22 protein-coding genes are annotated in these 22495 nt (G+C 68.5%); 16 read left to right on the top strand and 6 right to left on the bottom strand.

The genetic code is table 11. The annotated features are described in order from the left end of the window. Window positions 1-16 precede the first annotated feature (16 nt). Window positions 17-1198 carry an NAD(P)/FAD-dependent oxidoreductase gene (locus RU01_RS08065; RefSeq protein ID WP_042574112.1) on the top strand — a complete coding sequence of 394 codons (1182 nt, stop codon included), beginning with the start codon at window positions 17-19 and terminating at the stop codon, window positions 1196-1198. A 1-nt stretch (window position 1199) separates the two neighbouring features. Here the strand turns inward: RU01_RS08065 and RU01_RS08060 are convergent, their stop codons facing one another. Then, complete coding sequence (locus RU01_RS08060) at window positions 1200-1829, bottom strand: TetR/AcrR family transcriptional regulator (RefSeq protein ID WP_042574020.1); 630 nt, start codon at window positions 1827-1829, stop codon at window positions 1200-1202. A gap of 87 nt (window positions 1830-1916) precedes the next feature. Between RU01_RS08060 and RU01_RS08055 the strand changes: the two genes are divergently transcribed. Then, window positions 1917-3260, top strand: a complete 1344-nt coding sequence (locus RU01_RS08055) for a cytochrome P450 (protein WP_042574019.1) — start codon at window positions 1917-1919, stop codon at window positions 3258-3260. Here the strand turns inward: RU01_RS08055 and RU01_RS08050 are convergent. After that, complete coding sequence (locus RU01_RS08050) at window positions 3202-3630, bottom strand: DUF1707 SHOCT-like domain-containing protein (protein ID WP_052493173.1); 429 nt, start codon at window positions 3628-3630, stop codon at window positions 3202-3204. The two genes, RU01_RS08055 and RU01_RS08050, sit on opposite strands and share 59 nt — an antisense overlap. A gap of 97 nt (window positions 3631-3727) precedes the next feature. On the opposite strand from RU01_RS08050, the gene RU01_RS08045 reads away from it, so the two are divergent. Further along, a complete protein-coding gene (locus RU01_RS08045) occupies window positions 3728-4234 on the top strand; it encodes a PadR family transcriptional regulator (protein WP_231568640.1) in 507 nt (168 codons plus the stop codon). A 55-nt stretch (window positions 4235-4289) separates the two neighbouring features. On the opposite strand, the gene RU01_RS08040 is transcribed toward RU01_RS08045, so the two are convergent. Further along, on the bottom strand, window positions 4290-5108 hold the full coding sequence (locus RU01_RS08040; RefSeq protein ID WP_042574018.1) for an acyl-[acyl-carrier-protein] thioesterase: 819 nt from the start codon (window positions 5106-5108) through the stop codon (window positions 4290-4292). After that, window positions 5105-5593, bottom strand: coding sequence for a type II 3-dehydroquinate dehydratase (gene aroQ / locus RU01_RS08035; RefSeq protein WP_042574017.1), 489 nt, complete (start codon window positions 5591-5593; stop codon window positions 5105-5107). The genes RU01_RS08040 and aroQ overlap by 4 nt, the downstream gene beginning before the upstream one ends. 32 nt (window positions 5594-5625) lie before the next feature. Between aroQ and RU01_RS08030 the strand changes: the two genes are divergently transcribed. Further along, entirely contained in the window at window positions 5626-6906 is a 1281-nt protein-coding gene (locus tag RU01_RS08030; RefSeq protein WP_042574016.1) for an MFS transporter, read from the top strand. Here the strand turns inward: RU01_RS08030 and RU01_RS08025 are convergent. Continuing rightward, window positions 6875-8086 (bottom strand): MFS transporter, encoded by a 1212-nt coding sequence (locus tag RU01_RS08025; protein ID WP_042574015.1) that lies wholly within the window; start codon window positions 8084-8086, stop codon window positions 6875-6877. The two genes, RU01_RS08030 and RU01_RS08025, sit on opposite strands and share 32 nt — an antisense overlap. Window positions 8087-8135: 49 nt before the next feature. On the opposite strand from RU01_RS08025, the gene RU01_RS08020 reads away from it, so the two are divergent. The 4 genes from RU01_RS08020 to RU01_RS08005 all read left to right on the top strand — a co-directional run bounded on the left by RU01_RS08020 (window position 8136) and on the right by RU01_RS08005 (window position 11628). Next, entirely contained in the window at window positions 8136-9167 is a 1032-nt protein-coding gene (locus RU01_RS08020) for a substrate-binding domain-containing protein (RefSeq protein ID WP_156148832.1), read from the top strand. A 112-nt stretch (window positions 9168-9279) separates the two neighbouring features. Then, window positions 9280-10224 (top strand): lysophospholipid acyltransferase family protein, encoded by a 945-nt coding sequence (locus tag RU01_RS08015; protein ID WP_042574014.1) that lies wholly within the window; start codon window positions 9280-9282, stop codon window positions 10222-10224. Between the two features lie 16 nt (window positions 10225-10240). Continuing rightward, window positions 10241-10624, top strand: a complete 384-nt coding sequence (locus RU01_RS08010; RefSeq protein ID WP_042574013.1) for a MerR family transcriptional regulator — start codon at window positions 10241-10243, stop codon at window positions 10622-10624. 8 nt (window positions 10625-10632) lie between these two features. Beyond that, complete coding sequence (locus RU01_RS08005; protein ID WP_042574012.1) at window positions 10633-11628, top strand: aldo/keto reductase; 996 nt, start codon at window positions 10633-10635, stop codon at window positions 11626-11628. A 4-nt stretch (window positions 11629-11632) separates the two neighbouring features. On the opposite strand, the gene RU01_RS08000 is transcribed toward RU01_RS08005, so the two are convergent. Beyond that, a complete protein-coding gene (locus RU01_RS08000) occupies window positions 11633-12394 on the bottom strand; it encodes a hypothetical protein (RefSeq protein ID WP_052493172.1) in 762 nt (253 codons plus the stop codon). A gap of 245 nt (window positions 12395-12639) precedes the next feature. Here RU01_RS08000 and RU01_RS07995 point away from each other — a divergent pair, with 245 nt between their 5' ends. From RU01_RS07995 to RU01_RS07960, 8 genes are read left to right on the top strand one after another with little or no spacing between them, the layout of a single operon-like run. After that, entirely contained in the window at window positions 12640-13452 is an 813-nt protein-coding gene (locus RU01_RS07995) for a TIGR03084 family metal-binding protein (RefSeq protein WP_042574011.1), read from the top strand. Further along, window positions 13449-15179, top strand: coding sequence for an acyclic terpene utilization AtuA family protein (locus RU01_RS07990; RefSeq protein WP_042574010.1), 1731 nt, complete (start codon window positions 13449-13451; stop codon window positions 15177-15179). Before RU01_RS07995 ends, RU01_RS07990 begins: the two co-directional genes overlap by 4 nt. Continuing rightward, window positions 15176-16324, top strand: a complete 1149-nt coding sequence (locus RU01_RS07985; protein WP_042574009.1) for an acyl-CoA dehydrogenase family protein — start codon at window positions 15176-15178, stop codon at window positions 16322-16324. Before RU01_RS07990 ends, RU01_RS07985 begins: the two co-directional genes overlap by 4 nt. After that, entirely contained in the window at window positions 16321-17919 is a 1599-nt protein-coding gene (locus RU01_RS07980; protein WP_042574008.1) for an acyl-CoA carboxylase subunit beta, read from the top strand. The genes RU01_RS07985 and RU01_RS07980 overlap by 4 nt, the downstream gene beginning before the upstream one ends. Before the next feature lie 4 nt (window positions 17920-17923). Beyond that, the gene (locus RU01_RS07975; RefSeq protein WP_042574007.1) at window positions 17924-19903 is read left to right on the top strand and encodes an acetyl/propionyl/methylcrotonyl-CoA carboxylase subunit alpha; all 1980 of its coding nucleotides are present in this window, start codon (window positions 17924-17926) and stop codon (window positions 19901-19903) included. Then, window positions 19900-21060 carry an acyl-CoA dehydrogenase family protein gene (locus RU01_RS07970; protein ID WP_042574006.1) on the top strand — a complete coding sequence of 387 codons (1161 nt, stop codon included), beginning with the start codon at window positions 19900-19902 and terminating at the stop codon, window positions 21058-21060. The genes RU01_RS07975 and RU01_RS07970 overlap by 4 nt, the downstream gene beginning before the upstream one ends. Then, window positions 21060-21824 carry an enoyl-CoA hydratase family protein gene (locus RU01_RS07965; RefSeq protein WP_042574005.1) on the top strand — a complete coding sequence of 255 codons (765 nt, stop codon included), beginning with the start codon at window positions 21060-21062 and terminating at the stop codon, window positions 21822-21824. Before RU01_RS07970 ends, RU01_RS07965 begins: the two co-directional genes overlap by 1 nt. Next, complete coding sequence (locus tag RU01_RS07960) at window positions 21821-22468, top strand: TetR/AcrR family transcriptional regulator (RefSeq protein ID WP_231568639.1); 648 nt, start codon at window positions 21821-21823, stop codon at window positions 22466-22468. Before RU01_RS07965 ends, RU01_RS07960 begins: the two co-directional genes overlap by 4 nt. Window positions 22469-22495 lie beyond the last annotated feature (27 nt).

Below are 22495 nucleotides of genomic sequence, written 5' to 3'. Positions count from 1 at the left end.
ACGACGAGGAGACCCCATGACACCCCAGCGAGACATCGTCGTCATCGGCGGCGGCAACGCCGGGATCAGCGCCGCGGCCCGGTTCCTGAACAAGGGAATCGACGACGTCACCGTGATCGAACCGCAGACCGTGCACACCTACCGCCCGCTGCTGTCCTACGTCGGCGGCGGACAGGCGTCGCTCCGCAGCGCACAGCGGTCACAGCGCAGCGTGACGCCCAAGGGGTGCCGGTGGATCCAGGACTCCGTCGTGTCCATCGACCCGGTGAACCGCACGGTCCGCTGCGCGTCGGGAACCGAGGTGGGCTACCGGGACCTCGTCCTGGGGCCCGGCCTGGTGCCGGACCACGACGCCCTGCCGGGAATCGATGCTGCCCTGGCCACGGCGTCGGTGGCCAGCAACTACCTCGACGAAGCAACGCGCACATGGCATCTGGTGCAGACGATGCCCGCCGACGGGCACGCCGTCTTCACGGTTCCGCGCGCGCCGGTCAGTTGCACGGGCACCACCCTGAAGCCGTTGTTCCTCGCCGCGGCGCACTGGCAGAAGACCGGGCGATCACCGTCGATCACGCTGGTGGTCGATCGGCGCGGACTCGTCGACGTTCCGGCGCTCGACGAGCGACTCGAGGTACGTCTGCGCGAACTCGACGTGCGCGTCCTTCACGACACCGCCGTCACCGCGCTCGATCCCGGGGACCGCTCGCTGACGGTCACCGGTCCCGCCGGTGCGGAGTCGATCTCGTACGACATGCTCCATCTCGTCCCGCCGTATCGGGGACCGAAGTGGCTCGAGAACTGCGGCCCGGACTTCACCGCGGCGCACGGCCTGGTGAACATCGATTCCCGGACGTTCCGGCATCGCGTTCACGACAGCGTGTGGGCAGTGGGGGACGGCGCGGCCATCGACACCGATCCGTCGGGCGGCGGACTACGACAACAGGTGTCGATCATGGTCGACAACGTGCTGGCATCGCGGAACGGCGGCACCTTCGGCGAGTACGACGGTTACACGGTGGCGCCGATCCCGGTGCGTGCGCGTTCCTTGATCGCCGCCGAGTTCGACCGGACCGGCGAGGTGACGTCGTCGCTGCCGTCGTTCCTCGATCCGCTGAAGCCGCGCCTGCTGTCCTGGGCCGGTGACCGCTACGGCCTTCCCGTCGCCTACTGGAACCTGCTTCTGAAGGGGCATCTCTGAGTCAGCTGGTCGGGCGCAGCATTCCGGTGACGAAGAGCTGCGCTGCCGCGTCGACGATGTCCTCGGGCGTTGCGGCGACGTGGCCCTGCAGGAGGGCGGACACGAGCTCGGAGCACGCGCCGATGAACATCAGCGCCATCAGCCTGTCCTGCGGTGGGGAGGGCGCCCGGTCGGCCCACAGTTCGTGCGACTGCTCGAGGACGACGTCCGCCACCGCGTCGATCGTCGACTGACGTCGGGCGCGCAGCGTCGGTGACGCCATCGACTCGACGAAGGCGACTCGGCCCTTCCTCGGGTCGTCCACCAGGATCGACACGACCGCGGTCAGGGCTGCGTGCACACGGTCGGTGATGTCGCCGTCCGTGGTGGTGACCGCATACAGCGCAGCGTGTCTGACCTCGGCGGCGACACCGTCGAGGACGGCGACGAACAGGTCGGCCTTGGTCTTGAAGCTCTCGTAGAAGTAGCGCTCGGTGAGGCCGGCCGCCGAGCAGACCGCGGTCATCGTGGTCTTCTCCGTTCCGGTCGACGCCATCAGGTCCAGACCCGCCTCGAGCAGTGCCGCGCGCCGTCGCTCGACGCGGTCGGTGGCGTCCATCCCGCCGTAGGTCCTGCGTGCGGGGTCCGTCATACGGCCAGTCTGTCAGGTCTTGACGCGGCGGCTCGTGTGACGCAGACTACATCTGACAGGACGCCCTGTCAGATACGAGGAGGCCTCATGGCTCGCGCTCTCGCCACCCCGCCCGCCGGCACCCACCTGCGGCCCGTCATGGGCGGCGGGGGGATCCCGTACGTGGGCCGGTCGATGGAGTACATCCGGGATCCGCTCGCACTCTGGCGGAGCCAGGAGCGTAAGTACGGCCGCGTCTCGTGGCACACGATGGCCGGGCGGCGCGTGGTGCTCGTGCTCGGTGCGGACGGATGCGAGGAGATCCTCACCAACCGTGACAAGGCCTTCAGCAACGCGCTGGGGTGGCGGCCGCTCATCGGACCGTTCTTCGACAACGGGTTGATGCTGATGGACCTCGGCGAGCACCGGCAGAACCGGCGGCTGCTGCAGCAGGCGTTCACCAAGGAACGGCTGGCGTCGTACGCGTCGACGATGGAACCGCTGATCGAGAAGCGTGTCCGCGCGTGGGAACCGGCCGACGCGTTCCCGGTGTATCCGGCGGTGAAGTCGTTGACTCTGGGGCTGGCCACCGAGGTCTTCATGGGCGGAGTGCGTGACGACGACACCCGTCTGGACGCCGTCAATGCCGCGTTCGTCGACTGCGTGCAGGCGGCGACCTCGATCGTGCGCGTCAACGTTCCGGGTGGTCGTTGGCGACGCGGTCTCGTCGGCCGTCGGTACCTCGAAGCCTTCCTCCGCGACTACCTGCCGGAGCGTCGACGCGGCGACGGGCACGACTTGTTCACCGTCCTCGCGCACCTCGAGAACGAGAACGGGGAGCGCTTCTCCGACGACGCGATCATCGACCACATGATCTTCCTGCTCATGGCGGCACACGACACGTCGACATCCACGATCTCGACGATGATCGACCAGTTGGGACGATCGCCGCAGTGGCAGGACGAGTGTCGCAGGCAGTCTCTCGCAGTGGGATCGGACATCTCGTCGCCGGAGGTCAGAGCGTCGTTGACGGCGCTCGACTGCGTCATGAAGGAATCGCTGCGCATGTTGGCGCCGCTACCCACGATGGCGCGATGGACGGTGCGCGACACCGTGATCGGCGGCCACCATGTTCCGGCCGACGTCATGGTCGTGGCCACCCCGCACTACTCCCATCACGACGCGGCGCTCTGGACGGACCCGGAGACGTTCGACCCCACCCGGTTCGACGGCCGGGCACTCCCGCACAAGTACGCGTGGCAGCCGTTCGGCGGCGGCGTCCACACGTGTCTCGGCCAGTTCTTCTCGGCCATCGAGATCACGATGGTCGTGCATCATCTGCTGCGGAACTACACGTGGACGGTGCCGTCCGATCGGCAGACGCCGATCGACTTCACCTCGCTGCCTTTTCCCAAGGACGGACAGCCCGTGAGGTTGCGGCGGCGCAACTGAAGGTGCCCAGACCCGTTGTCGCCGCGGCGATGCTGTGCACGAGCAGCACCATGCCCCACGGCCCGGCCACCCAGATCGGCCACGGGTACAGCATCGATCCCGAGGCGACGCAGGTCATCACGTAGATCACGCTGCACAGCGCGACGACCGCCGCCCATGTCAGCCACGACGCCGCCAGTCCCGCGCGGGCGGGACGCGGAACGGGTGAGGGTCGCGGGAGATCGCGGACGGTGGCGTCCAGTTCCTCGGCGGTGCGTGCGGCGACGACGGCCTCGGAACGGCGATCGAACTCGGCCAGCGTGAGGTGACCGTCCCCCACCGCGGCGGTGAGGACTGCGAGTGCCTGCTCGTGCGTCTGCGGTGCGGTCATCGATCACTCGATTCGTCAGGTGACAGTCCACTGTGGACTGTCCTGCCTCAGCGTGCACCGTCCACTGTGGACTGTCAAGATGTGCGACGATGTGGCCATGGCAGAGACGAACGCGACCGCGGCGTCGCTGCTGGGATTCCTGCACAAGGGCCCGATGTCGGGATGGGACCTCGTGGCCACCGCAGAACTCTGCATCGGAGGGTTCTGGTCCGTCACGCGATCGCAGGTCTACCGCGAACTGTCGAACCTGGCGGCAGCCGGGCTGGTCGAGGAACTCGAGACCGAGGCCCGCGACCGCAAGCCGTACCGCATCACCGAGGCAGGCCGGGCCGCGTTCGCCCGCTGGATCTCGGTGCTGCCCGAGCCCGAGGTCATTCGTCATCCGTTGCTGCTGATGATCTCGTTCGGCGAGCACGTGCCGGCGTCGCTGCTCGGGGAGGCGGTGGCGGCGCACCGGAAAGCCCACGAGGAGAACCTGCGCCGGTATCGCGAGCAGAAGGACGCCGCGCTCGACGATCCGTTCGCCGCAGCCACCCTCGACTTCGGCATCGCCTACGAGGAGATGGTGCTGAGCTGGCTCGACGAACTGCCCTGGCAGCGCTGACTACCGCGGGTTTCTTTGCTCCCCTCGCGCCGCCTGCGAACGGGATCCCGCCGAATCAGTCGGCGAGAGGAGCAGAAACGCCACCCACCACGCGGGCGATGGTCCGCACCGCGCCGTCGACCATGAACCACACCGTCACGGCTTCGGCACCGTCCACCAGGTGACGACGCCACCGCAGCGTCACGTGGTCCGGCGCCATGATGGGGGAGAGGTACTCGATGACGGCGCGGTGCGGTCCGCCCGTGATCTCACCGGGTGTCGACGACTCCGCCCGAGCCAGCACTTCCTCGACGGCCTGCCAGTACGCGGCATTGTTGACGTGGTTGAACGCGTCGATGTCGGTGATGCGCAGCGGGAAGAAGACGTCCGTCGGAGACTCTTCGGGCGCGGGGTCGCGCAGCCACTGCTTCCACTTGAGCCGTGTCTCCTCGGCGGTGCGGGTCAGCAGCGTCAGGCCCTCGTCGGAGATTCTGGTGGGCATGCCGGACGTCGAGGAGATGCTGATCCAGAATCCCTCGGTGCGGATGTCCGCGCCCTTGTCCCCGGTGATGTCGACACGCATGTTCGACCACCGCGTCGACAAGCCGGAGCACCAGCGGCGCAACGAGATCCGTTCCGGCCACACGGACGGTCGGATCACGTCGATGACGGTGCGGCGCACGATCCAGAAGGGATCCGTCTCGCCCAACCCCGACGCGTCGAGATTGTCGGAGCCGATGTCCTGGAGGTAGCGGGCGACCGAGTCGTACCGCAGACGATTGGCCGTGTCGACGTCGCCGGCGCGGATCGGCCAGGCCGTCTCGAATCCTTCGCCTGCCGGCGGCTGGGACCCGAGGGCGTACTCGGTGACGGGATGCCGTGTCGGTTCGGTCATGAGCGCGCGCAGATCTCGTCGACGGCGTAGCCGTACCCGCGGATGCCGCACCCGGCGATCACCGCGACCGCGACGGGCGAGACGAAGCTGTGGTGCCGGAACTCCTCGCGGGCGTGGATGTTCGAGATGTGCACCTCGACGACGGGAATCTCGGGGATGACCAGGGCGTCGCGCAGGGCCACCGATGTATGGGTGAGGCCGCCGGGGTTGATGACGATTCCCGACGCCGTCCCGCGCGCCTCGTGGATCCAGTCGATCAACGCGCCTTCGTGGTTGGACTGTTCGGCGCGCACGGTGCGCCCGTGCCGTTCGGCAGTGGCGCGGCACAGCTCCACGACGTCGTCGATGCTCTCGTGGCCGTACACCTCGGGCTGGCGTGTACCCAACGTGTTCAGGTTGGGGCCGTTGAGAACCAGGATGGGAAGCGGAAGCGGGAAGGCCGGAGGCCGGCCGGGATTGTGTGGTGTGGCCGGACCATCTGTCATACGCCCGGACTCTACCCGGGAGACTGGGCACCATGCGCGCGTGGATCGTCTGGGGTACCGGTGTCCTCGCGTACGTGATCGGAGTCCTGCACCGCACATCGTTCGGCGTCTCGGGCCTGGATGCGGCGGATCGTTATGCGGCCGGCCCGTCGGTGTTGTCGTCGTTCGTGGTGCTGCAGGTGGTCGTCTACGCGGGGATGCAGATCCCGGCGGGAGTGCTGCTGGATCGAGTGGGTCCTCGGGCGATGATCGTCACGGGTGCGATGGTGATGGCGTCGGGCCAGTTGGTGTTGGCGTTCACCGAGTCGCTGCCGCTCGCCGTCGCGGCGCGCGCCGTCGTGGGCGTGGGCGATGCCTTGACGTTCATCTCGGTTCTGCGTCTGGTGCCCAAGTGGTTCGCTCCGCGTCGGGTTCCGTTGCTCTCGCAGCTGACGGGCATCCTGGGGCAGATCGGGCAGGTGCTGTCCGCGGTGCCGTTCCTGACGTTGCTGCACGGAGCAGGCTGGTCCGCGGCGTACGGCGCCGCTGCCGCGACCGGCGTCCTGGTGGCGGTCGCGGCGTTCGTGGCGGTGTCGAACTCGCCCGATACGGGTGTCGAGTCCGGTCCGGCGCAGCAGGCGTCGACGTTCCGGGAAACCGTGCGCGGCATCGGTGTCGTCTGGTCGAGGCCCGGAACCCGCCTCGGGTTCTTCTCGCACATGGGCACCCAGTTCTCCATCACGGTGTTCGCGCTGATGTGGGGAGTTCCGTACCTGACGTCGGCTCAGGGTGTGTCGTCGTCGGTGGTGGGCGCGTTGCTGACGACGTCGGTGGTGTCGGCGATCGTGTCGGGCATCGTCGTCGGCATCCTCACGGGTCGGTATCCGATGCGTCGGTCGTGGATGGTGCTGGCGATCATGGCGAGCAACGCCCTGATGTGGGGCATCGTGCTGGCATTGCCGGGCCCGGCGCCGACATGGTTGCTGTTCGTCCTCGTGGTCGTGATCTCGGTGGGCGGCCCCGGGTCCGCGATCGGGTTCGATTACGCGCGGACGTTCAACCCGTCGGTCGCCCTGGGCACCGCGCAGGGGATGGTGAACATCGGCGGATTCCTCGCATCGCTGCTGGTGATGCAGGCCATGGGCGCCATCCTGAACGCGATGGGCGGGTACACCTTCGACGCGTTCCGGGTCGCGTGGCTCACGCAGTACGCGGTCTGGGCGATCGCGGCGACGGGTGTGCTGGTGGCCCGCCGCAAGACTCGTCGCGACGCGGGGATCTCGCCCCGGACCTGGCGCGAGGTCAGGGAGCGGATGCGGTCGCAGGCTCGCTGACGCGGTCCTCGCTCGGCGCGGTGAACGCGGAGCGTCCGAGCAGCACTCCGATCAGGGCCGCGAGCATCGACGCCGCGGCGACGATCAGCACCACCGTGATGGAGGAGGCGTCGACGATCCCGCCGCCCACGAGGGCGCCGGTCGCGATGGCGACCTGGAACGTGACGACGTAGACGGCGGACGCCCGGTCGGCTGCAGCCCCGGCGGGTGCCGAGTGCAGCACCGCCGACTGGATGCAGACCGGGATGGTCGTGAAGGCCATGCCCCACAGTGCGACGCACACGATCGCGAGGACGGCCGATCCCGTCGAGAGGGCGAGTACGAGCCCGACCAGTGCGGCCGTCACCGATCCGAGCACGACGATGGTCGACACCCACGGTCCCCGGTCGTAGGTGCGCCCGATCAGCCAGATTCCGGCGACTCCGGCCAGCCCGTAGACGAACAACATGGTCGACAGCACGACGCCGGATGTGCCGATGCCGTCCGCGACGATCAGCGCGAAGTACGTGTAGCCGGCGAAGTGCCCCAGCGCGGCGAGGAACGTGATGCCGCACAGCAGGGCCAACACGGGACTCACGCGCGCACGTCGACGCGGCGCGGCGGTCGGCGCCGGAACGGGCAGCGGGGGGAGCAGGCGCGTCAGGGCGATCGTGATCGCCAGCGCGACCAGTCCGAGCGTGGCGGCGGCGATGCGCCAGTGCGTCCACTGACCCAGTGCCGCGGTGAGCGGGTTGCCCGCGACCAGGGCGAGCGAGGTTCCGGCGTAGACGAGGGCGATGGCCTTCGCGCGTTTCCCCGGGGCGGCGAGCGACGCCGCGACGGGTGCCACGACGGCCCAGAACACGCCGTGGGTGGCGGCGCAGATCAACCGCGCTCCGACGAGCATCGGATATCCGACCGACACCGCGGACACCAGCTGGGAAACGGCGAGTGCGGCCGCGGTGATGACGACGACCTTCCGACGGTCCCACGTCGTCACGGCAGCCATCAGCGGGAGCGTGATGACGGCGACCGCGTAGGCGTAGAAGGTGAGCAGCAGGCCGATGGCCGATTCGCCGACGCCGAGGTCGGCCGACATCTCGGGGAGCAGGCCCACGGGCAGGGTCTCGGCCGTGACGTAGATGAACGCGGTGGCCCCCAGGACCAGCAGGGCAGGGGTGTTCGCGCGTTCCGTGGACATGGTGTGTAACGATACACACCTCGTCGATATCACGATAGAGTCGTCGGTGATGACCCAGCACACACGCGTCACCATGGCCGACGTCGCGGCCGCTGCCGGCGTCTCGGTCATGAGCGTCTCCTACGCCTACGGCCGCCCGGACCGAGTCTCGGAGGAGACCCGCGGCAAGGTCTTCGCCGCGGCCGAACGCCTCGGTTACACCGGCCCGCACCGAGGTGCACAGTCACTGCGCAGCGGGCGCACCAACAACCTCGCCGTCGTCCTGACCGAGAAGTTGACGTACGCGTTCGACGATCCCCAGGCACGCCGGTTCCTGTCGGGAGTCGCTGACGCCTGCCTCGACACCGACACCGGACTCGTCCTGCTCCCCAATCGGTCCGTCGATGCCGACGCCGACCGCGTGCGCGACGCTGCCGTCGACGGCTATGTCTTCTGGACGACCGTGACCGGCGACCCGCTGCTGGACGTCGCCGTCTCCACGGGACGACCGGTCTGCGTCCAGGGCGGCCCACAGCACCCCGGCACCACGTTGATCAGCATCGACGACGTCGCGGCCGCGGAGGCGATAGCCCGCGTCGCCCTGACCGGAGCCCGGCGACCCCTGGTGTCGGCCTTCCCGTCGGACAAGCACCGCGAGCGCCGGCTCGAGTACGGACCCGATCCCGAGGGGGTCGAGTTCCCGGTGACCCGGAACCGGCTCCGCGGATACCGGGCAGCGGTCATCGCGGCGGGTCTCGACTGGGCCGACGTCCCCGTGGCGTTCGGCACCGGCAGTTTTCGCGCCGAGGGTGTGCGGGCGATGCAGGACCACGGCCGTGCCCTGCGTGCCGACGCCGTGCTCGCGATGAGCGACGAGGTGGCACTCGGAGCACTCGAGGTGGTGCACGAGGACGGGCTCGTCGTGCCCGGCGACATCGCGATCGTCGGGTGGGACGACACGGAGGATGCCGCGGGCGCCGGCCTGACCACCGTGGCGCAGTCGCTGTACGAGCAGGGGCGCAGTGCCGCGCGCGCCGTGCTGGGCGGAGATGCGGTGGCGACGCCGCAGTGGCGCGTCGTGCGGCGGACCTCGACGCGGTGAGGCGTGCGCAGGGTGCACACGAACTACTGCTACAGGGACGGATGTGCTGATTCGTCACGGCCTGTGTACAACCGGGGTACAGCGCTTCTGACCGTGCAGTAAGTTGCGATGCATGAGTGGCCCCCATCACACCGATCGCCGGGATCCGGAACTGCAGGACCAAGCCGAACGCGTCGCGGCTGCCGCGCGGATGAAGATGAAGGACAAGCGCGAGGACGCCGAGGGTGGCCTCGGCGGCATCGTCGCGTCACGCGCGGGCGACTGGGACCTCACCGATCAGGATGTCGACTCGATGCGTCGGCAGGAGAAGTTCTGGAACCCGTTGGTCGACAAGTACTTCCGAATGGAAATCGACGGGTGGGAGACCATCCCGCCGCCGCCCGTCCTGCTCGTCGGCGTGCACAGCGGAGCCCCGTTCGTGTGGGACGCATGGACGGTCGGGGCGCAGTGGTGGCGTCGGTTCGGGCCGAGCCGCACCCTGCACGGCACTGCCCACGACGCGCTGATGGCCTTTCCCGTCATCGGCAAGGTCTTCCGCTCGATGGGCGTTCTGCCGGCCGCACCCGACTCCATGTCGACGGCCCTGGCAGCGGGCCGCGATGTCATCGTGTGGCCGGGCGGTGAAGTCGACTCGCTGCGGCCGTGGAGCGAACGCGACGTCGCCACGCTCGGTGGGCGGACCGGCTTCATCAAACTCGCCATCAGGACCGGGGTGCCGATCGTTCCCATCGCCACCGTCGGGGGTGCCGACGCCATGCCGGTACTCGTGCGCGGAGACCGCCTGTCGAAGGCGTTGAGGCTCGACAAGATCGCCCGGCTCAAGGTGTTCCCCATCGCCGTGTCGTTGCCGTGGATCATCGCTCCGGCGGCGCTGCCGCAGATCCCGCTGCCCGCCAAGATCCGCACCCGCTTCATGCCGCCGGTGGAGGTCGACCACGATCTTGCACTCGTCGACGACGACGCGTACGTGGAGGCGAAGTACGAGGAGGTGCGGGCTTCCATCCAGTCCGGCATGGATGCGCTGGCGACCAAACGGAAGTTCCCCGTCTTCCGGTGATGGCTACGCTGATCGGGTGAGCCACAGCATCGCGGAGGCGTCCGCGCAGACCGGGCTGAGCATCGACACGTTGCGGTACTACGAGCGCGACGGCCTGCTGCTGCGCCCGGTGCCGCGCTCGTCCACCGGCCAGCGTCGCTACGACGACGAGGACGTCACGTGGATCGTGCTCATCACCCGCCTCCGTGCGACGGGGATGTCGATCGCCGAGGTGCGGCACTACGCCGAGCTGGTCCGTCAGGGTGAGGGCACGCAGCAGGAGCGACTCGATGCGCTGCGCGCTCATCGCGAGCGGGTGCTGGCGCAGCTGGAGGAAGTGTCCGGCCACCTGCGGGCGATCGACGACAAGATAGCCCTCTACGTCGGCAGACTTGACCTGGAGCGCACTCCAGCACGTTGAGTGGAGGCATGACCCTCACTTCACGCACGCTCGGCACACAGTCACCGCTCACCGTGTCCGCACTGGGACTCGGCTGCATGGGCATGTCCGAGTTCTACGGCGACACCGATCGCGCGTCCGGCATCGCCACCATCCACCGCGCCCTCGACCTCGGCGTCACCTTCCTCGACACGGCCGACATGTACGGGCCGTTCGTCAACGAGGAACTGGTCGGCGAGGCGATCCGCGACCGTCGTGACCAGGTGGTTCTGGCGACCAAGTTCGGCAACGAGCGGCTCGCCGACGGCACGCGCCTCGGCATCAACGGCACCCCCGAGTACGTGCGCGCTGCCTGCGACGCGTCGCTGTCACGGCTCGGCGTCGACCACATCGACCTCTACTACCAGCACCGCGTCGACAAGTCGGTTCCGATCGAGGACACCGTCGGCGCGATGGCCGAGCTCGTCCAGGCCGGCAAGGTCCGTCATCTCGGTATGTCCGAGGCGTCGGCCGCCACGATCCGACGCGCGCACACCGTGCATCCGATCACCGCGGTGCAGACCGAGTACTCGCTGTTCACGCGTGACCTCGAGGAGACCGTGTTGCCGACGCTGCGCGAGCTGGGAATCGGCCTGGTGCCGTACTCGCCGCTCGGACGCGGACTGCTGACCGGTGCGATTTCGCACGAGTCGGAGCTGGCGGGACAGGACTCGCGTCGCACCGCCTACTTCCCCCGTTTCCAGGGTGAGGCGCTGAAGTCGAATCTCGAACTGGTCGGCCGGATCCGTGCGATCGCCGACGGGTTGGACTGCACTCCCGGCCAGCTGGCGTTGGCGTGGGTGCTGGCGCAGGGCGACGACGTCGCACCGATCCCCGGTACGAAGCGGGTGAAATACCTCGAGGAGAACGTCGCGGCGCTCGATGTCGCCGTCACACAGAAGATCCTGGACGAGCTGGAATCGGCCGTGCCGGCCTCCGCCGTCACCGGTGCGCGCTACGGCGACATGTCGAGCATCGACGAGTAGAGCGTCAGGACTGGTCGAGCCGCACGGCGCGCACGAAGGTGTACAGCAAGGCGGGGAGGGCCACGATGAGCGACATCACCGGTGCCCACACGACCAGCGCGCCGAGCGGCGGGACGTCCTGGAACAGCAGGTTGTAGCCGATGATGGCCGTGACCAGGGTGCCGGTGAGCCCGATGTGGGTGAGCAGCATCCAGCGGTCCAGGAAGACGCCGGCGAACAGGCCGAGCACCACGAAGAACGCGGTCTTGCCGACGGCGTAGGCGGGCGGCATGTTCGCGCTCATGTTCGCCGCCGCTATGCCCAGGTCGGACAGGATGACGAAGCCGAACGCGGTGCGCAGCCGTGGCCACGACGTCACGGTCCACCACAGTGCTGCGGTGAAGGCGAAGACGGCGGACCCGATCTGCACGCCCAGGGCGATCGGGTTCGTCGCGCCGAAGCCGTACAGGATCTCGAGCGTCGCGCAGACACCCATGGACGCGGTGAAGAAGGCGATGATCCAGCGCACCAGGCGCTCGTCAGTGAAGGACGACATCAGCCCGACGATCCACTCGTACCGGCGTTCGAGTTCGCCGAGGTCCTCGTCGGCGTCCATCTCGTCATCGGGGGAGTAGTAGTTCTCATCCGACGGTCGGCCGGGGGCGGCCAGGTGGGGCGAGTACTCCGCCCGCGGTCCCGATCCGGGTGTGAATGCCGTCGTGAAGGCTGCGCCGTATGCCTGTTGTGCCGGGTAGGTGCCGCTTCGGCCGTCTCGTGCAGTCGCCATGGTCCGGTCCTGTTCCCTTCGGACCCTCACGGATGGAGGGTCTTCCTCGTGTCACCCGGCGCGTCGCGGGCTTCGTGTCGGGTGGCGTGAGGTAAAGAGTCGTTCCCCCCGATGGGAACACCGTAAGCCAGGCTTTCGTACCTGATCGGCGGATGGATGGTAGCCCGTGTTTGTTTGTGCTGCATCACAAAGAGAACAAGCAAGCGTGCTTGCTTTTTTGTCGGGCTGATGCGACTGTTCTCGGCATGGCAGATCTGGATGCACTTCTGGCCGACCTCCGTGCGGAGGGCGACGCCCTCGATGCCCTCGTGACCGACGCCGGAGAAGAGGGATGGCGCTCCGACACCCCCGCGGCAGGCTGGACAGTCGCGCACCAGATCGCGCATCTGCACTGGACCGACCATGTCGCGGCCCTGACCACGGCCGGTGCCGGCGGTGACGAGGAGGCCACGACGGCCTTCGACGCGGTGATCGCCGACGCGTGGGGCAACCCCGCGTCGTTCGTGGACACCGCCGCCGCGGAACTGGCCGCCGAGCAGACCAGCACGCTGCTGTCCCGGTGGCGTCTGGGACGAACGCAGCTTCTCGACGTGCTGCCGCAGGTCCCGGCAGGGGTGAAGATCCGCTGGTTCGGTCCACCGATGAGCGCGACCTCGATGGCGACCGCTCGCATCATGGAGACCTGGGCTCACGGCCAGGACGTCGCCGACGCTCTCGGCGTCGTCCGCGAACCCACGGATCGGCTCCGCCACGTCGCGCACATCGGAGTCCGCACTCGCGACTTCGCCTACGCCGTCCGCGACATCCCTGCACCGACCGCGCCCTTTCGCGTCGAGCTCGCCGCACCCGGTGGGGACGTGTGGACCTGGGGGCCGGAGGACGCGGAGCAGCGCGTCACCGGAACCGCGCTCGACTTCTGCCTCCTCGTCACCCAGCGGATCCATCGTGACGACACCGACCTGACCGCCGTCGGCGACGACGCGTCCACCTGGCTGACCCTCGCGCAGGCATTCGCCGGTGCGCCGGGCAACGGTCGCGCCAAGCGGGTCGCGTCATGACGGACGTGATCAGGGTCGGGAACTGCTCGGGTTTCTACGGTGACCGCCTGTCGGCGATGCGCGAGATGCTCGACGGGGGAGACCTCGACTACCTGACGGGCGACTACCTCGCCGAGTTGACGATGCTCATCCTCGGCCGCGATCGGATGAAGGACCCGGCCAAGGGGTACGCGAAGACGTACCTCCGCCAGCTCGAGGACTGCCTGGGCACGGCCATCGACAAGGGCGTCACGCTGGTGAGCAACGCGGGCGGTCTGGCACCGGCCCACCTCGCCGCGGAGATCCGCGCATTGGCCGAACGGCTCGGGCTCGAGGTGTCCGTCGCCCATGTGGAGGGTGACGATCTCCACGCCCGTGCCGACGAGCTGGGACTGGGATCGCCGCTCACCGCCAATGCGTACCTCGGAGCGTTCGGCATCGCACGGTGCCTCGACTCGGGCGCGCAGGTCGTGGTCACCGGCCGCGTGACCGACGCGTCCGTCGTGGTCGCCCCCGCGATATCCCGGTTCGGCTGGGGCCGCGAGGATCTGGACCCGCTCGCGGGCGCCGTGGTCGCCGGCCACGTCATCGAATGCGGCACCCAGGCCACCGGGGGCAACTACTCGTTCTTCACCGAGATCGCCGATCTGCGGCACCCGGGATTCCCGATCGCGGAGATTCACGCGGACGGCTCCTCGGTCATCACCAAACACGAGGGAACGGGCGGTGCGGTCAGCATCGGTACGGTCACCGCGCAGCTGATGTACGAGGTCACGGGTCCCCGCTATCTCGGCCCGGACGTCACCGCGCGGCTCGATACCGTGCGGCTGTCCGACGACGGGCCCGACCGCGTACGTATCACCGGCGTACGGGGTGAGGCGCCGCCGTCGACGCTGAAGGTCTCCCGCAACACGCTCGGCGGGTTCCGGAACGAGATGACGTTCGTGGTGACGGGCCTCGACATCGACGCCAAGGCCGAGTTGGTGCGCGGCCAGATGACGGCCGCGATGACCGCGCCTCCGCGCGACGTCGAGTGGACCCTCGCGCGTACCGACCACGCCGACGCGGACACCGAGGAGGCTGCGAGCGCTCTGCTGCGAGTCGTGGTCCGGGACTCCGATCCGAAGAAGGTCGGCCGCGCGTTCTCCTCCGCCGCAGTCGAACTCGCACTGGCCAGCTACCCCGGATTCTGCGTGACGGCACCGCCCGCCGAAGGCTCGCCGTACGGCGTCTTCGAGGCCGGCTACGTCGATCAGGCGGTGCCGCAGCACGTCGCGGTGTTGCCCGACGGAACCCGCGTGGACATCGATCCACCGTCGGTGACAGTCGAACCCGCACCCGAGGAGTCCGTCACGGCGGAGCCGGCCGAACCGATCGGCGAGCCCACGCGCGACCTGCCGCTCGGCACCCTTGCGGCGGCGCGCAGTGGCGACAAGGGCGGTAACGCCAATGTCGGCGTCTGGGTCCGGACGGACGCCGAATGGGACTGGCTCCGCACCACTCTCACCGACGACCGCATCGTCGACCTGCTCCCCGAGGCCGCGGTGTCGACCGTGCGCCGCTACGAGTTCCCGCACCTGCGGGCCGTCAACATCGTCATCGAGGGGATTCTCGGGGAGGGCGTCGCATCCGGCGCCCGCTTCGACCCTCAAGCCAAGGGGCTCGGAGAATGGCTGCGCTCGCGCCACGTCCCGATCCCCGCATCACTGCTTCCCGTATCCGACCGTGCAGAAAGAGGAATCGCATGAGTGCCTGGGGTGGACCCGACCGTCAGCAACTGCGCAAGACGGTGCGCGGCTTCGTCGACCGCGAGGTGCTCCCGCATCTCGCCGAGTGGGAGCGCGACGGCGAGATCCCCCGCAGTCTGCACCGCACGGCCGGTGAGCTGGGGCTCCTCGGCGCTCCGTTCCCGGAGTCCGTCGGCGGTGGAGGCGGCACGCTCGTCGACGCCACCGTCATCTGCGAGGAGATGCACGAGGCAGGGGCATCTGGCGGAGTGTTCGCATCTCTGTTCACCTGTGGAATCGCGTTGCCGCACATGGTCGTCGCGAACAACCCCGACCACATCGCGAAGTGGGTCACCCCGACGATCGAGGGCGAGTTGATCGGCTCGCTCGCCATCACCGAGCCGGGCGGCGGATCCGACGTGGGACATCTGCGCACCCGTGCGGTCCGCGACGGTGACCACTACGTCGTCAACGGATCCAAGACGTACATCACCTCGGGCTGCCGGGCGGACTTCGTCGTCACCGCCGTGCGGACCGGGGGAGACGGCGCCGCCGGCGTCTCGCTGCTCGTCGTCGAGAGGGACACACCGGGATTCGAGGTGTCCCGCAAGCTCGACAAGATGGGCTGGCGAGCATCGGACACTGCCGAGCTGTCGTACACCGACGTACGGGTTCCGGTCGAGAACCTGGTCGGCGCAGAGAATTCCGGCTTCGCCCAGATTGCGCAGGCCTTCGTGTCCGAGCGTGCCGGTCTCGCGGCGCAGGCGTACGCCTCCGCGCAGCGCTGCCTGGACCTCACCGTCGCGTGGACACGGGACCGGTCGACCTTCGGCAAGCCACTGATCGCACGACAGGCAGTGCAGAACACTCTCAGCGAGATGCATCGCAAGGTGGACGTCGCGCGGACCTACACCCATGCCCTGGTCGACCGGTACGTCGAGGAGGGCGACGACTGCATCGCCGAGGTGTGCTTCGCCAAGAACACCGCCGTCGAAGCCGGTGAATGGGTCGCGTCGCAGGCTGTGCAGTTGTTCGGCGGTCTCGGGTATATGGCGGAGACCGAGGTCGAACGTCAATACCGCGACATGCGCATCCTCGGCATCGGCGGAGGTACCACCGAGATCCTGACGTCGTTGGCCGCGAAAAGGTTGGGGTACACCGCATGACGACACTCGTCTCACGTCTCGACACCGTCGGCGACGCGTACGCGTCCGCCGCCGAGACGATGACGTCCAAGCTCACCGAGGTGGAGGCCGAGCACGCGAAGGCACTCGGCGGCGGCGGCGAGAAGTACGTCGCCCGTCACCGCGGACGCGGCAAGATGACGGCCCGCGAGCGCATCGAGCTCCTCGTCGACGCGGACTCCCCGTTCCTCGAACTGTGTCCTCTCGCGGCATGGGGTACCGACTTTCCGGTCGGCGCCAGTGTCGTCACCGGCATCGGCACCGTCAGCGGTGTCGAATGCCTGATCGTCGCCAATGACCCCACCGTCCGGGGCGGCACGTCGAACCCGTGGACCCTTCGTAAGACATTGCGCGCGAACGACATCGCGATGCAGAACCGGCTCCCGGTCATCTCGCTGGTCGAGTCGGGCGGCGCCGATCTGCCGACCCAGAAAGAAGTCTTCATTCCCGGCGGCCGCATCTTCCGCGACCTCACACGGTTGTCGGCGGCAGGCATTCCCACCGTCGCGCTGGTGTTCGGCAACTCCACCGCCGGCGGTGCCTACATTCCCGGCATGTCCGACCACGTCGTCATGATCGAGGAACGCTCGAAGGTGTTCCTGGCCGGTCCGCCGCTGGTCAAGATGGCCACAGGCGAGGAGACCGACGACGAGTCCCTCGGCGGCGCGCGGATGCACGCTCGCACGTCCGGTCTGGCCGATCACCTCGCGGTCGACGAACGCGACGCCATCCGCATCGGCCGGAACATCGTGTCCCGGTTGAACTGGCGCAAGCAGGGTCCGTCGCCGCGCGCGGAGGTGATGCCGCCGCGCTACTCCGAGGAAGAGCTCCTCGGCATCGTGCCCGCGGACCTGAAGGTGCCGTTCGACCCGCGCGACGTCATCGCGCGCATCGTCGACGACAGCGACTTCGACGAGTTCAAACCCCTCTACGGATCGTCGCTGGTCACCGGGTGGGCCGAGTTGCACGGCTACCCGGTCGGCATCCTGGCCAACGCCCGCGGGGTGCTCTTCAGCGAGGAATCGCAGAAGGCGACGCAGTTCATCCAGCTGGCGAACCGCTCGAACACCCCACTGTTGTTCCTGCACAACACCACCGGCTACATGGTGGGCAAGGAGTACGAGGAGGGCGGGATGATCAAGCACGGAGCGATGATGATCAACGCCGTCTCCAACTCCACCGTCCCGCACATCTCCGTTCTCCTCGGTGCCTCCTACGGCGCCGGTCACTACGGCATGTGCGGTCGAGCATTCGATCCGCGCTTCCTGTTCGCGTGGCCCAGTGCCAAGTCGGCGGTCATGGGCGGGGCTCAACTCGCCGGTGTCATCTCCATCGTCTCCCGCGCCTCCGCCGAGGCTCGCGGACAGGCGTTCGACGAGGAAGCCGACGCCGGGATGCGCGCGATGATCGAGCACCAGATCGAGGCCGAGTCGGTGCCCATGTTCCTGTCCGGGCGTCTCTACGACGACGGCGTCATCGACCCCCGCGATACCCGCACGGTGGTGGGGATGTGCCTGTCGGCCATCGCTTCCGCCCCGATCGAAGGCACCGCCAACTTCGGTGTCTTCCGGATGTGACGTCATGACCATTTCGTCAGTACTCGTCGCCAACCGCGGCGAGATCGCCCGCCGCGTCTTCACCACCTGCCGCGCCGAGGGCATCGACACGGTCGCCGTGTTCTCCGACCCGGACTCCGCGTCACCGCACGTCGCCGACGCCGACGTCGCCGTCCGGCTACCGGGATCCGCGTCGTCGGAGACCTACCTGCGGGGCGACCTGGTCATCGAGGCTGCGCAGCGCGCCGGCGCCGATGCCATCCACCCCGGTTACGGATTCCTCTCCGAGAACGCCGGATTCGCGAGAGCCGTCATGGACGCGGGTCTGACATGGATCGGTCCGCCGGTGAAGGCCATCGAGATGATGGGCTCCAAGGTCGAGTCCAAGATCATGATGCAGAGGGCCGGCGTCCCGGTGCTCGACCGCCTCGACCCCGAGACCGTGACCGCCGACGACCTGCCGGTGTTGGTCAAGGCGTCCGCGGGCGGCGGCGGCCGGGGCATGCGCGTGGTGCGCGAGCTGGCGTCGCTGCAGGACGAGATCGATGCGGCGTCGCGGGAAGCATTGTCCGCCTTCGGCGATGCGACCGTGTTCTGTGAGCGGTACCTCGAGACGGGCCGACACATCGAGGTCCAGGTCATGGCCGACCGACACGGAACGGTGTGGGCGGTGGGCGAGCGTGAGTGCTCGATCCAGCGTCGTCACCAGAAGGTCGTCGAGGAAGCTCCGTCGCCCCTCGTCGAGCGGGTGCCGGGCATGCGCGAGAAGCTTTTCGACGCCGCGCGCCTGGCCACCGAGGCACTCGACTACGAGGGCGCCGGAACAGTCGAGTTCCTCAGCGACGATCGAGGCAACTTCTACTTCCTCGAGATGAACACCCGCCTGCAGGTGGAGCACCCGGTGACCGAGTGCACCACCGGGCTCGACCTCGTCGCCTTGCAGATCCACGTCGCATCAGGTGGTGCTCTGCCCACCGAGCAACCCGCGTCCCGCGGTCATTCGATCGAGGTCCGCCTTTATGCCGAGGACCCGTCCAAGGACTGGCAACCGCAGAGCGGCGTCGTCCATCACGTGGACTTCGGTTCCGCCGCGGAGTTCGAGGTGCTGGACCGCACCGGCGTTCGGGTCGACTCGGGCATCGTGAGCGGCAGCGTCGTCGGAACGCACTACGACCCCATGCTGGCCAAGGTGATCTCGTTCGCGCCGACGCGCGAGCAGGCGGCCTCCATCCTGTCGAAGACGTTGTCACGCGCTCGGATCCACGGTGTCCGCACGAACCGGGACCTCCTCGTGACGGTGCTGCGGCATCCGGCGTTCCTGGCGGGCGACACCGACACCGCGTTCTTCGCGACCCACGATCTGGCCGTCCTGGCCGAACCTCTCGTGGACGAGCGAGGAGTGCGACTGTCCGCGCTCGCAGCCGCCCTGGCCGACGCCGCAGGAGCACGCGCGAGCGCGACTGTCGGCCGGTCGCTTCCGAGCGGCTGGCGCAACATGCCGTCGGTACCGCAGCGTAAGGCCTACACCGTGAACGGGACCGAGATCGTCGCCGAGTACCGACTGGCCCGCACCGGCCTGGTCACCGACCTCGCGGAATGCGAGCTGGTGGAGTCGAGCGCCGATCACGTGGTGCTGGTCGCGGACGGGGTGCGCCGCACGTTCGACGTCGCCGCGTACGGAGGCGACGTGTTCGTCGATTCCTCGCTGGGGCCGGTACGGCTGGAGCGGGTGCCGACGTTCGTCGATCCGAGCGAGATCGTCGCGGCAGGGTCGCTGTTGGCGCCCATGCCCGGCAGCGTCGTGCGTGTCGGTGCGGCCGTCGGCGACACGGTCACGGCAGGGCAGCCCCTGCTGTGGCTCGAGGCCATGAAGATGGAACACACGATCACGGCCCCGGCAGCAGGTGTGGTGACGGAACTGAACGTCACGGTGGGACAGCAGGTGGAAGTCGATGCGGTGCTCGCAGTCGTGAGCGACGCTCAACCAGAGGAGAACGAGTCATGAGCTTCATCGAGACCGACGAGCAGAAGAGCCTCCGTGCCGCGGTTGCCGGGCTGGGCAAGCGTCACAACTACATCGACTACGTCCTGCCCAAGGCGCGAAAGGGCGAAGCCCTCACCGAGCTGTGGCACGAGGCCGGCAAGCTCGGCTTCCTGGGTGTGAATCTCCCCGAGGAGTACGGCGGCGGCGGTGCCGGCATCTACGAGCTCGCGCTCGTGCAGGAGGAGATGTCGTCCTTCGGTGCAGGTCTGCTGCTCGTCGTCGTCAGCCCGGCCATCTGCGGCACGATCATCGCCAAGTACGGCACGGCCGATCAGAAGCAGTCGTGGCTGCCGCGCTTGTCGGACGGCTCCGCGATCATGGCCTTCGGCATCACCGAGCCCGACGCCGGATCCAACTCCCACCAGATCACCACCACCGCGCGTCGCGACGGCGATGACTGGATTCTCCGCGGAAGCAAGATCTACATCTCCGGTGTGGACCAGGCCGACGCGGTGCTGATCGTCTCGCGCACCGAGGACTCCAAGACCGGCAAGCTCAAGCCCGCGCTGTTCATCGTCCCGACCGACGCGCCGGGGCTGAACAAGACGCAGATGCGCATGGACATCATCGAGCCCGACCACCAGTTCACGCTCTTCCTCGACGACGTCCGGCTCCCTGCCGACGCGCTGGTCGGTGAGCCCGACGCGGCGCTGATGCAGCTGTTCGCCGGCCTGAACCCCGAGCGCATCCTCGGTGCGGCGATGGCCGTCGGCATGGGCCGTTACGCGCTCGACGCCGCCGTGAAGTACGCCAACGAGCGCACGGTGTGGAAGAGCCCGATCGGTGCGCACCAGGGCATCGCCCACCCGCTCGCGCAGTGCAAGATCGAACTCGAACTGGCCAAGCTGATGATGCAGAAGGCCGCGGCGCTCTACGACAGCGGCGACGACTTCGGTGCCGCCGAGGCCGCCAACATGGCCAAGTACGCAGCCGCCGAGGCCAGCATCAAGGCCATCGACCAGGCGATCCAGACGCATGGCGGCGCAGGCCTCACCGAGGAGTACGGCCTGGCGTCGATGCTGGGCGCGGCGCGCATCGCCCGTGTCGCCCCGGTCAGTCGAGAGATGATCCTCAACTTCGTCTCCCAGCACTCGCTGGGCCTGCCGAAGAGCTACTGATGGCGGTGGATGCGCAGACGGTGGACGCCGTCACCACGCTGACTCTCGACACTCCGCGCAACCGCAACGCCCTGTCGACGGCCTTGGTCACCGAACTCACCGACGGGTTGAGGGAGGCGGGGGCGGATCCCGGCGTCCGAGCCGTCGTCGTCACGCACACCGGCGGAACCTTCTGTGCCGGAGCCGATCTGAGCGAGACCGGTTCATCGGTCGAGTCTCGGACCGGCCTCATGGTCACCGTGATGCGAGCCGTCCTCGAGACGCCGAAACCGGTGATCGCGAAGATCGACGGCCACGTGCGCGCCGGCGGTATGGGGCTCGTCGGCGCGTGCGATCTTGTGGTCGCCGGACCGAAGAGCACGTTCGCGTTGACCGAGGCGCGTCTCGGTCTGGCACCGTCGATCGTCTCGCTCACCCTGCTCCCGCGGATGACCTCGCGCGCGGCGAGTCGCTACTTCGTCACGGCCGAGACGTTCGGTCCGCACGAGGCGGAGGCCATCGGGCTGATCACCGAGGCGGCGGCCGACACGTCCGTGACGGTCGCCGAGCTGCTCGACGCGATCCGTCCGTCGTCGCCGCAGGGTCTGGCGGAGTCGAAGCGGCTCACCACCGCGTCGATGCTCGCCGATTTCGATCTCCACGCCGACCGCCTCGCGGAGCAGTCGGCCGGGCTGTTCGCATCCGACGAGGCGCGAGAGGGGATGATGGCCTTTCTCCAGAAACGTCCGCCCGCGTGGGCGGCGCCCCGCGCGGAAGGATCGTGAGACTCGCAGTGTCGACACTTCCCGCGAGCCGACGGACGAGTGACGCACGCGGTCCGAAGCAGGACCGCAGCCGGGCGACCAGGCTCAAGCTGCTCGAGTCGACCATCGACGCGCTCGCACAGGACGGGTGGAGTGCCACCACGGTAGCCGTGGTGGCCGAGCGTGCCGGGGTCTCCCGCGGCGCGACCCAGCACCACTTCCCGACGCGGGAAGACCTGATCACCGCGGCGCTGGAGTACATGTTCGACACCCGCATGGCCCAGGCGCGGGCCGAAGCGGTGGCGTTGCCTCAGGGTCCCGGCCGCACCGAGGCCGTCGTCACGCGGTTGGTGGACTACTACACGAGCCCGATCTTCCGGGCCGCACTCCAGGTGTGGACCGCGGCCGCCGCGGATCCCGAGATGCGGGCCCGTGTTCTCCCGCTGGAGGAGAAGTTCGGTCGCGTCGCGCACCGCACGGCAGTCGACCACCTCGGCGCCGACGACAGCGACCCCCGCACCCACAGGCTGGTGCAGGCCACTCTGGACCTGGCGCGCGGGCTCGGCCTCGCCGACGTGCTCAGCGACGACTCCCGTCGCCGCGGCGAGATCGTCAAGGTGTGGGCATCGGTTCTCGACGCCTCCCTGTCCGTCGACGCCACCTGACCGGACCCCCTCTCGGATAGAGTCGCA

The sequence above is a fragment of the Rhodococcus sp. MEB064 genome (assembly GCF_000834565.1).
GTDB lineage: Bacteria > Actinomycetota > Actinomycetes > Mycobacteriales > Mycobacteriaceae > Rhodococcoides.
Note: the sequence above shows the minus strand (reverse complement) of the source record. Positions and strands in the feature narration are given on the sequence as shown.

Coding starts and splice junctions, on each gene's coding strand:
- RU01_RS07985 (WP_042574009.1), top strand. CDS start 15,176: ATGAGTGCCTGGGGTGGACCCGACCGTCAGCAACTGCGCAAGACGGTG.
- RU01_RS08065 (WP_042574112.1), top strand. CDS start 17: ATGACACCCCAGCGAGACATCGTCGTCATCGGCGGCGGCAACGCCGGG.
- RU01_RS07995 (WP_042574011.1), top strand. CDS start 12,640: ATGGCAGATCTGGATGCACTTCTGGCCGACCTCCGTGCGGAGGGCGAC.
- RU01_RS08030 (WP_042574016.1), top strand. CDS start 5,626: ATGCGCGCGTGGATCGTCTGGGGTACCGGTGTCCTCGCGTACGTGATC.
- RU01_RS08015 (WP_042574014.1), top strand. CDS start 9,280: ATGAGTGGCCCCCATCACACCGATCGCCGGGATCCGGAACTGCAGGAC.
- RU01_RS08020 (WP_156148832.1), top strand. CDS start 8,136: ATGACCCAGCACACACGCGTCACCATGGCCGACGTCGCGGCCGCTGCC.
- RU01_RS08045 (WP_231568640.1), top strand. CDS start 3,728: ATGGCAGAGACGAACGCGACCGCGGCGTCGCTGCTGGGATTCCTGCAC.
- RU01_RS08025 (WP_042574015.1), bottom strand. CDS start 8,086: ATGTCCACGGAACGCGCGAACACCCCTGCCCTGCTGGTCCTGGGGGCC.
- RU01_RS08060 (WP_042574020.1), bottom strand. CDS start 1,829: ATGACGGACCCCGCACGCAGGACCTACGGCGGGATGGACGCCACCGAC.
- RU01_RS08050 (WP_052493173.1), bottom strand. CDS start 3,630: ATGACCGCACCGCAGACGCACGAGCAGGCACTCGCAGTCCTCACCGCC.
- RU01_RS07970 (WP_042574006.1), top strand. CDS start 19,900: ATGAGCTTCATCGAGACCGACGAGCAGAAGAGCCTCCGTGCCGCGGTT.
- RU01_RS07990 (WP_042574010.1), top strand. CDS start 13,449: ATGACGGACGTGATCAGGGTCGGGAACTGCTCGGGTTTCTACGGTGAC.
- RU01_RS08055 (WP_042574019.1), top strand. CDS start 1,917: ATGGCTCGCGCTCTCGCCACCCCGCCCGCCGGCACCCACCTGCGGCCC.
- RU01_RS08000 (WP_052493172.1), bottom strand. CDS start 12,394: ATGGCGACTGCACGAGACGGCCGAAGCGGCACCTACCCGGCACAACAG.
- aroQ (WP_042574017.1), bottom strand. CDS start 5,593: ATGACAGATGGTCCGGCCACACCACACAATCCCGGCCGGCCTCCGGCC.
- RU01_RS07965 (WP_042574005.1), top strand. CDS start 21,060: ATGGCGGTGGATGCGCAGACGGTGGACGCCGTCACCACGCTGACTCTC.
- RU01_RS08040 (WP_042574018.1), bottom strand. CDS start 5,108: ATGACCGAACCGACACGGCATCCCGTCACCGAGTACGCCCTCGGGTCC.
- RU01_RS08005 (WP_042574012.1), top strand. CDS start 10,633: ATGACCCTCACTTCACGCACGCTCGGCACACAGTCACCGCTCACCGTG.
- RU01_RS07975 (WP_042574007.1), top strand. CDS start 17,924: ATGACCATTTCGTCAGTACTCGTCGCCAACCGCGGCGAGATCGCCCGC.
- RU01_RS07980 (WP_042574008.1), top strand. CDS start 16,321: ATGACGACACTCGTCTCACGTCTCGACACCGTCGGCGACGCGTACGCG.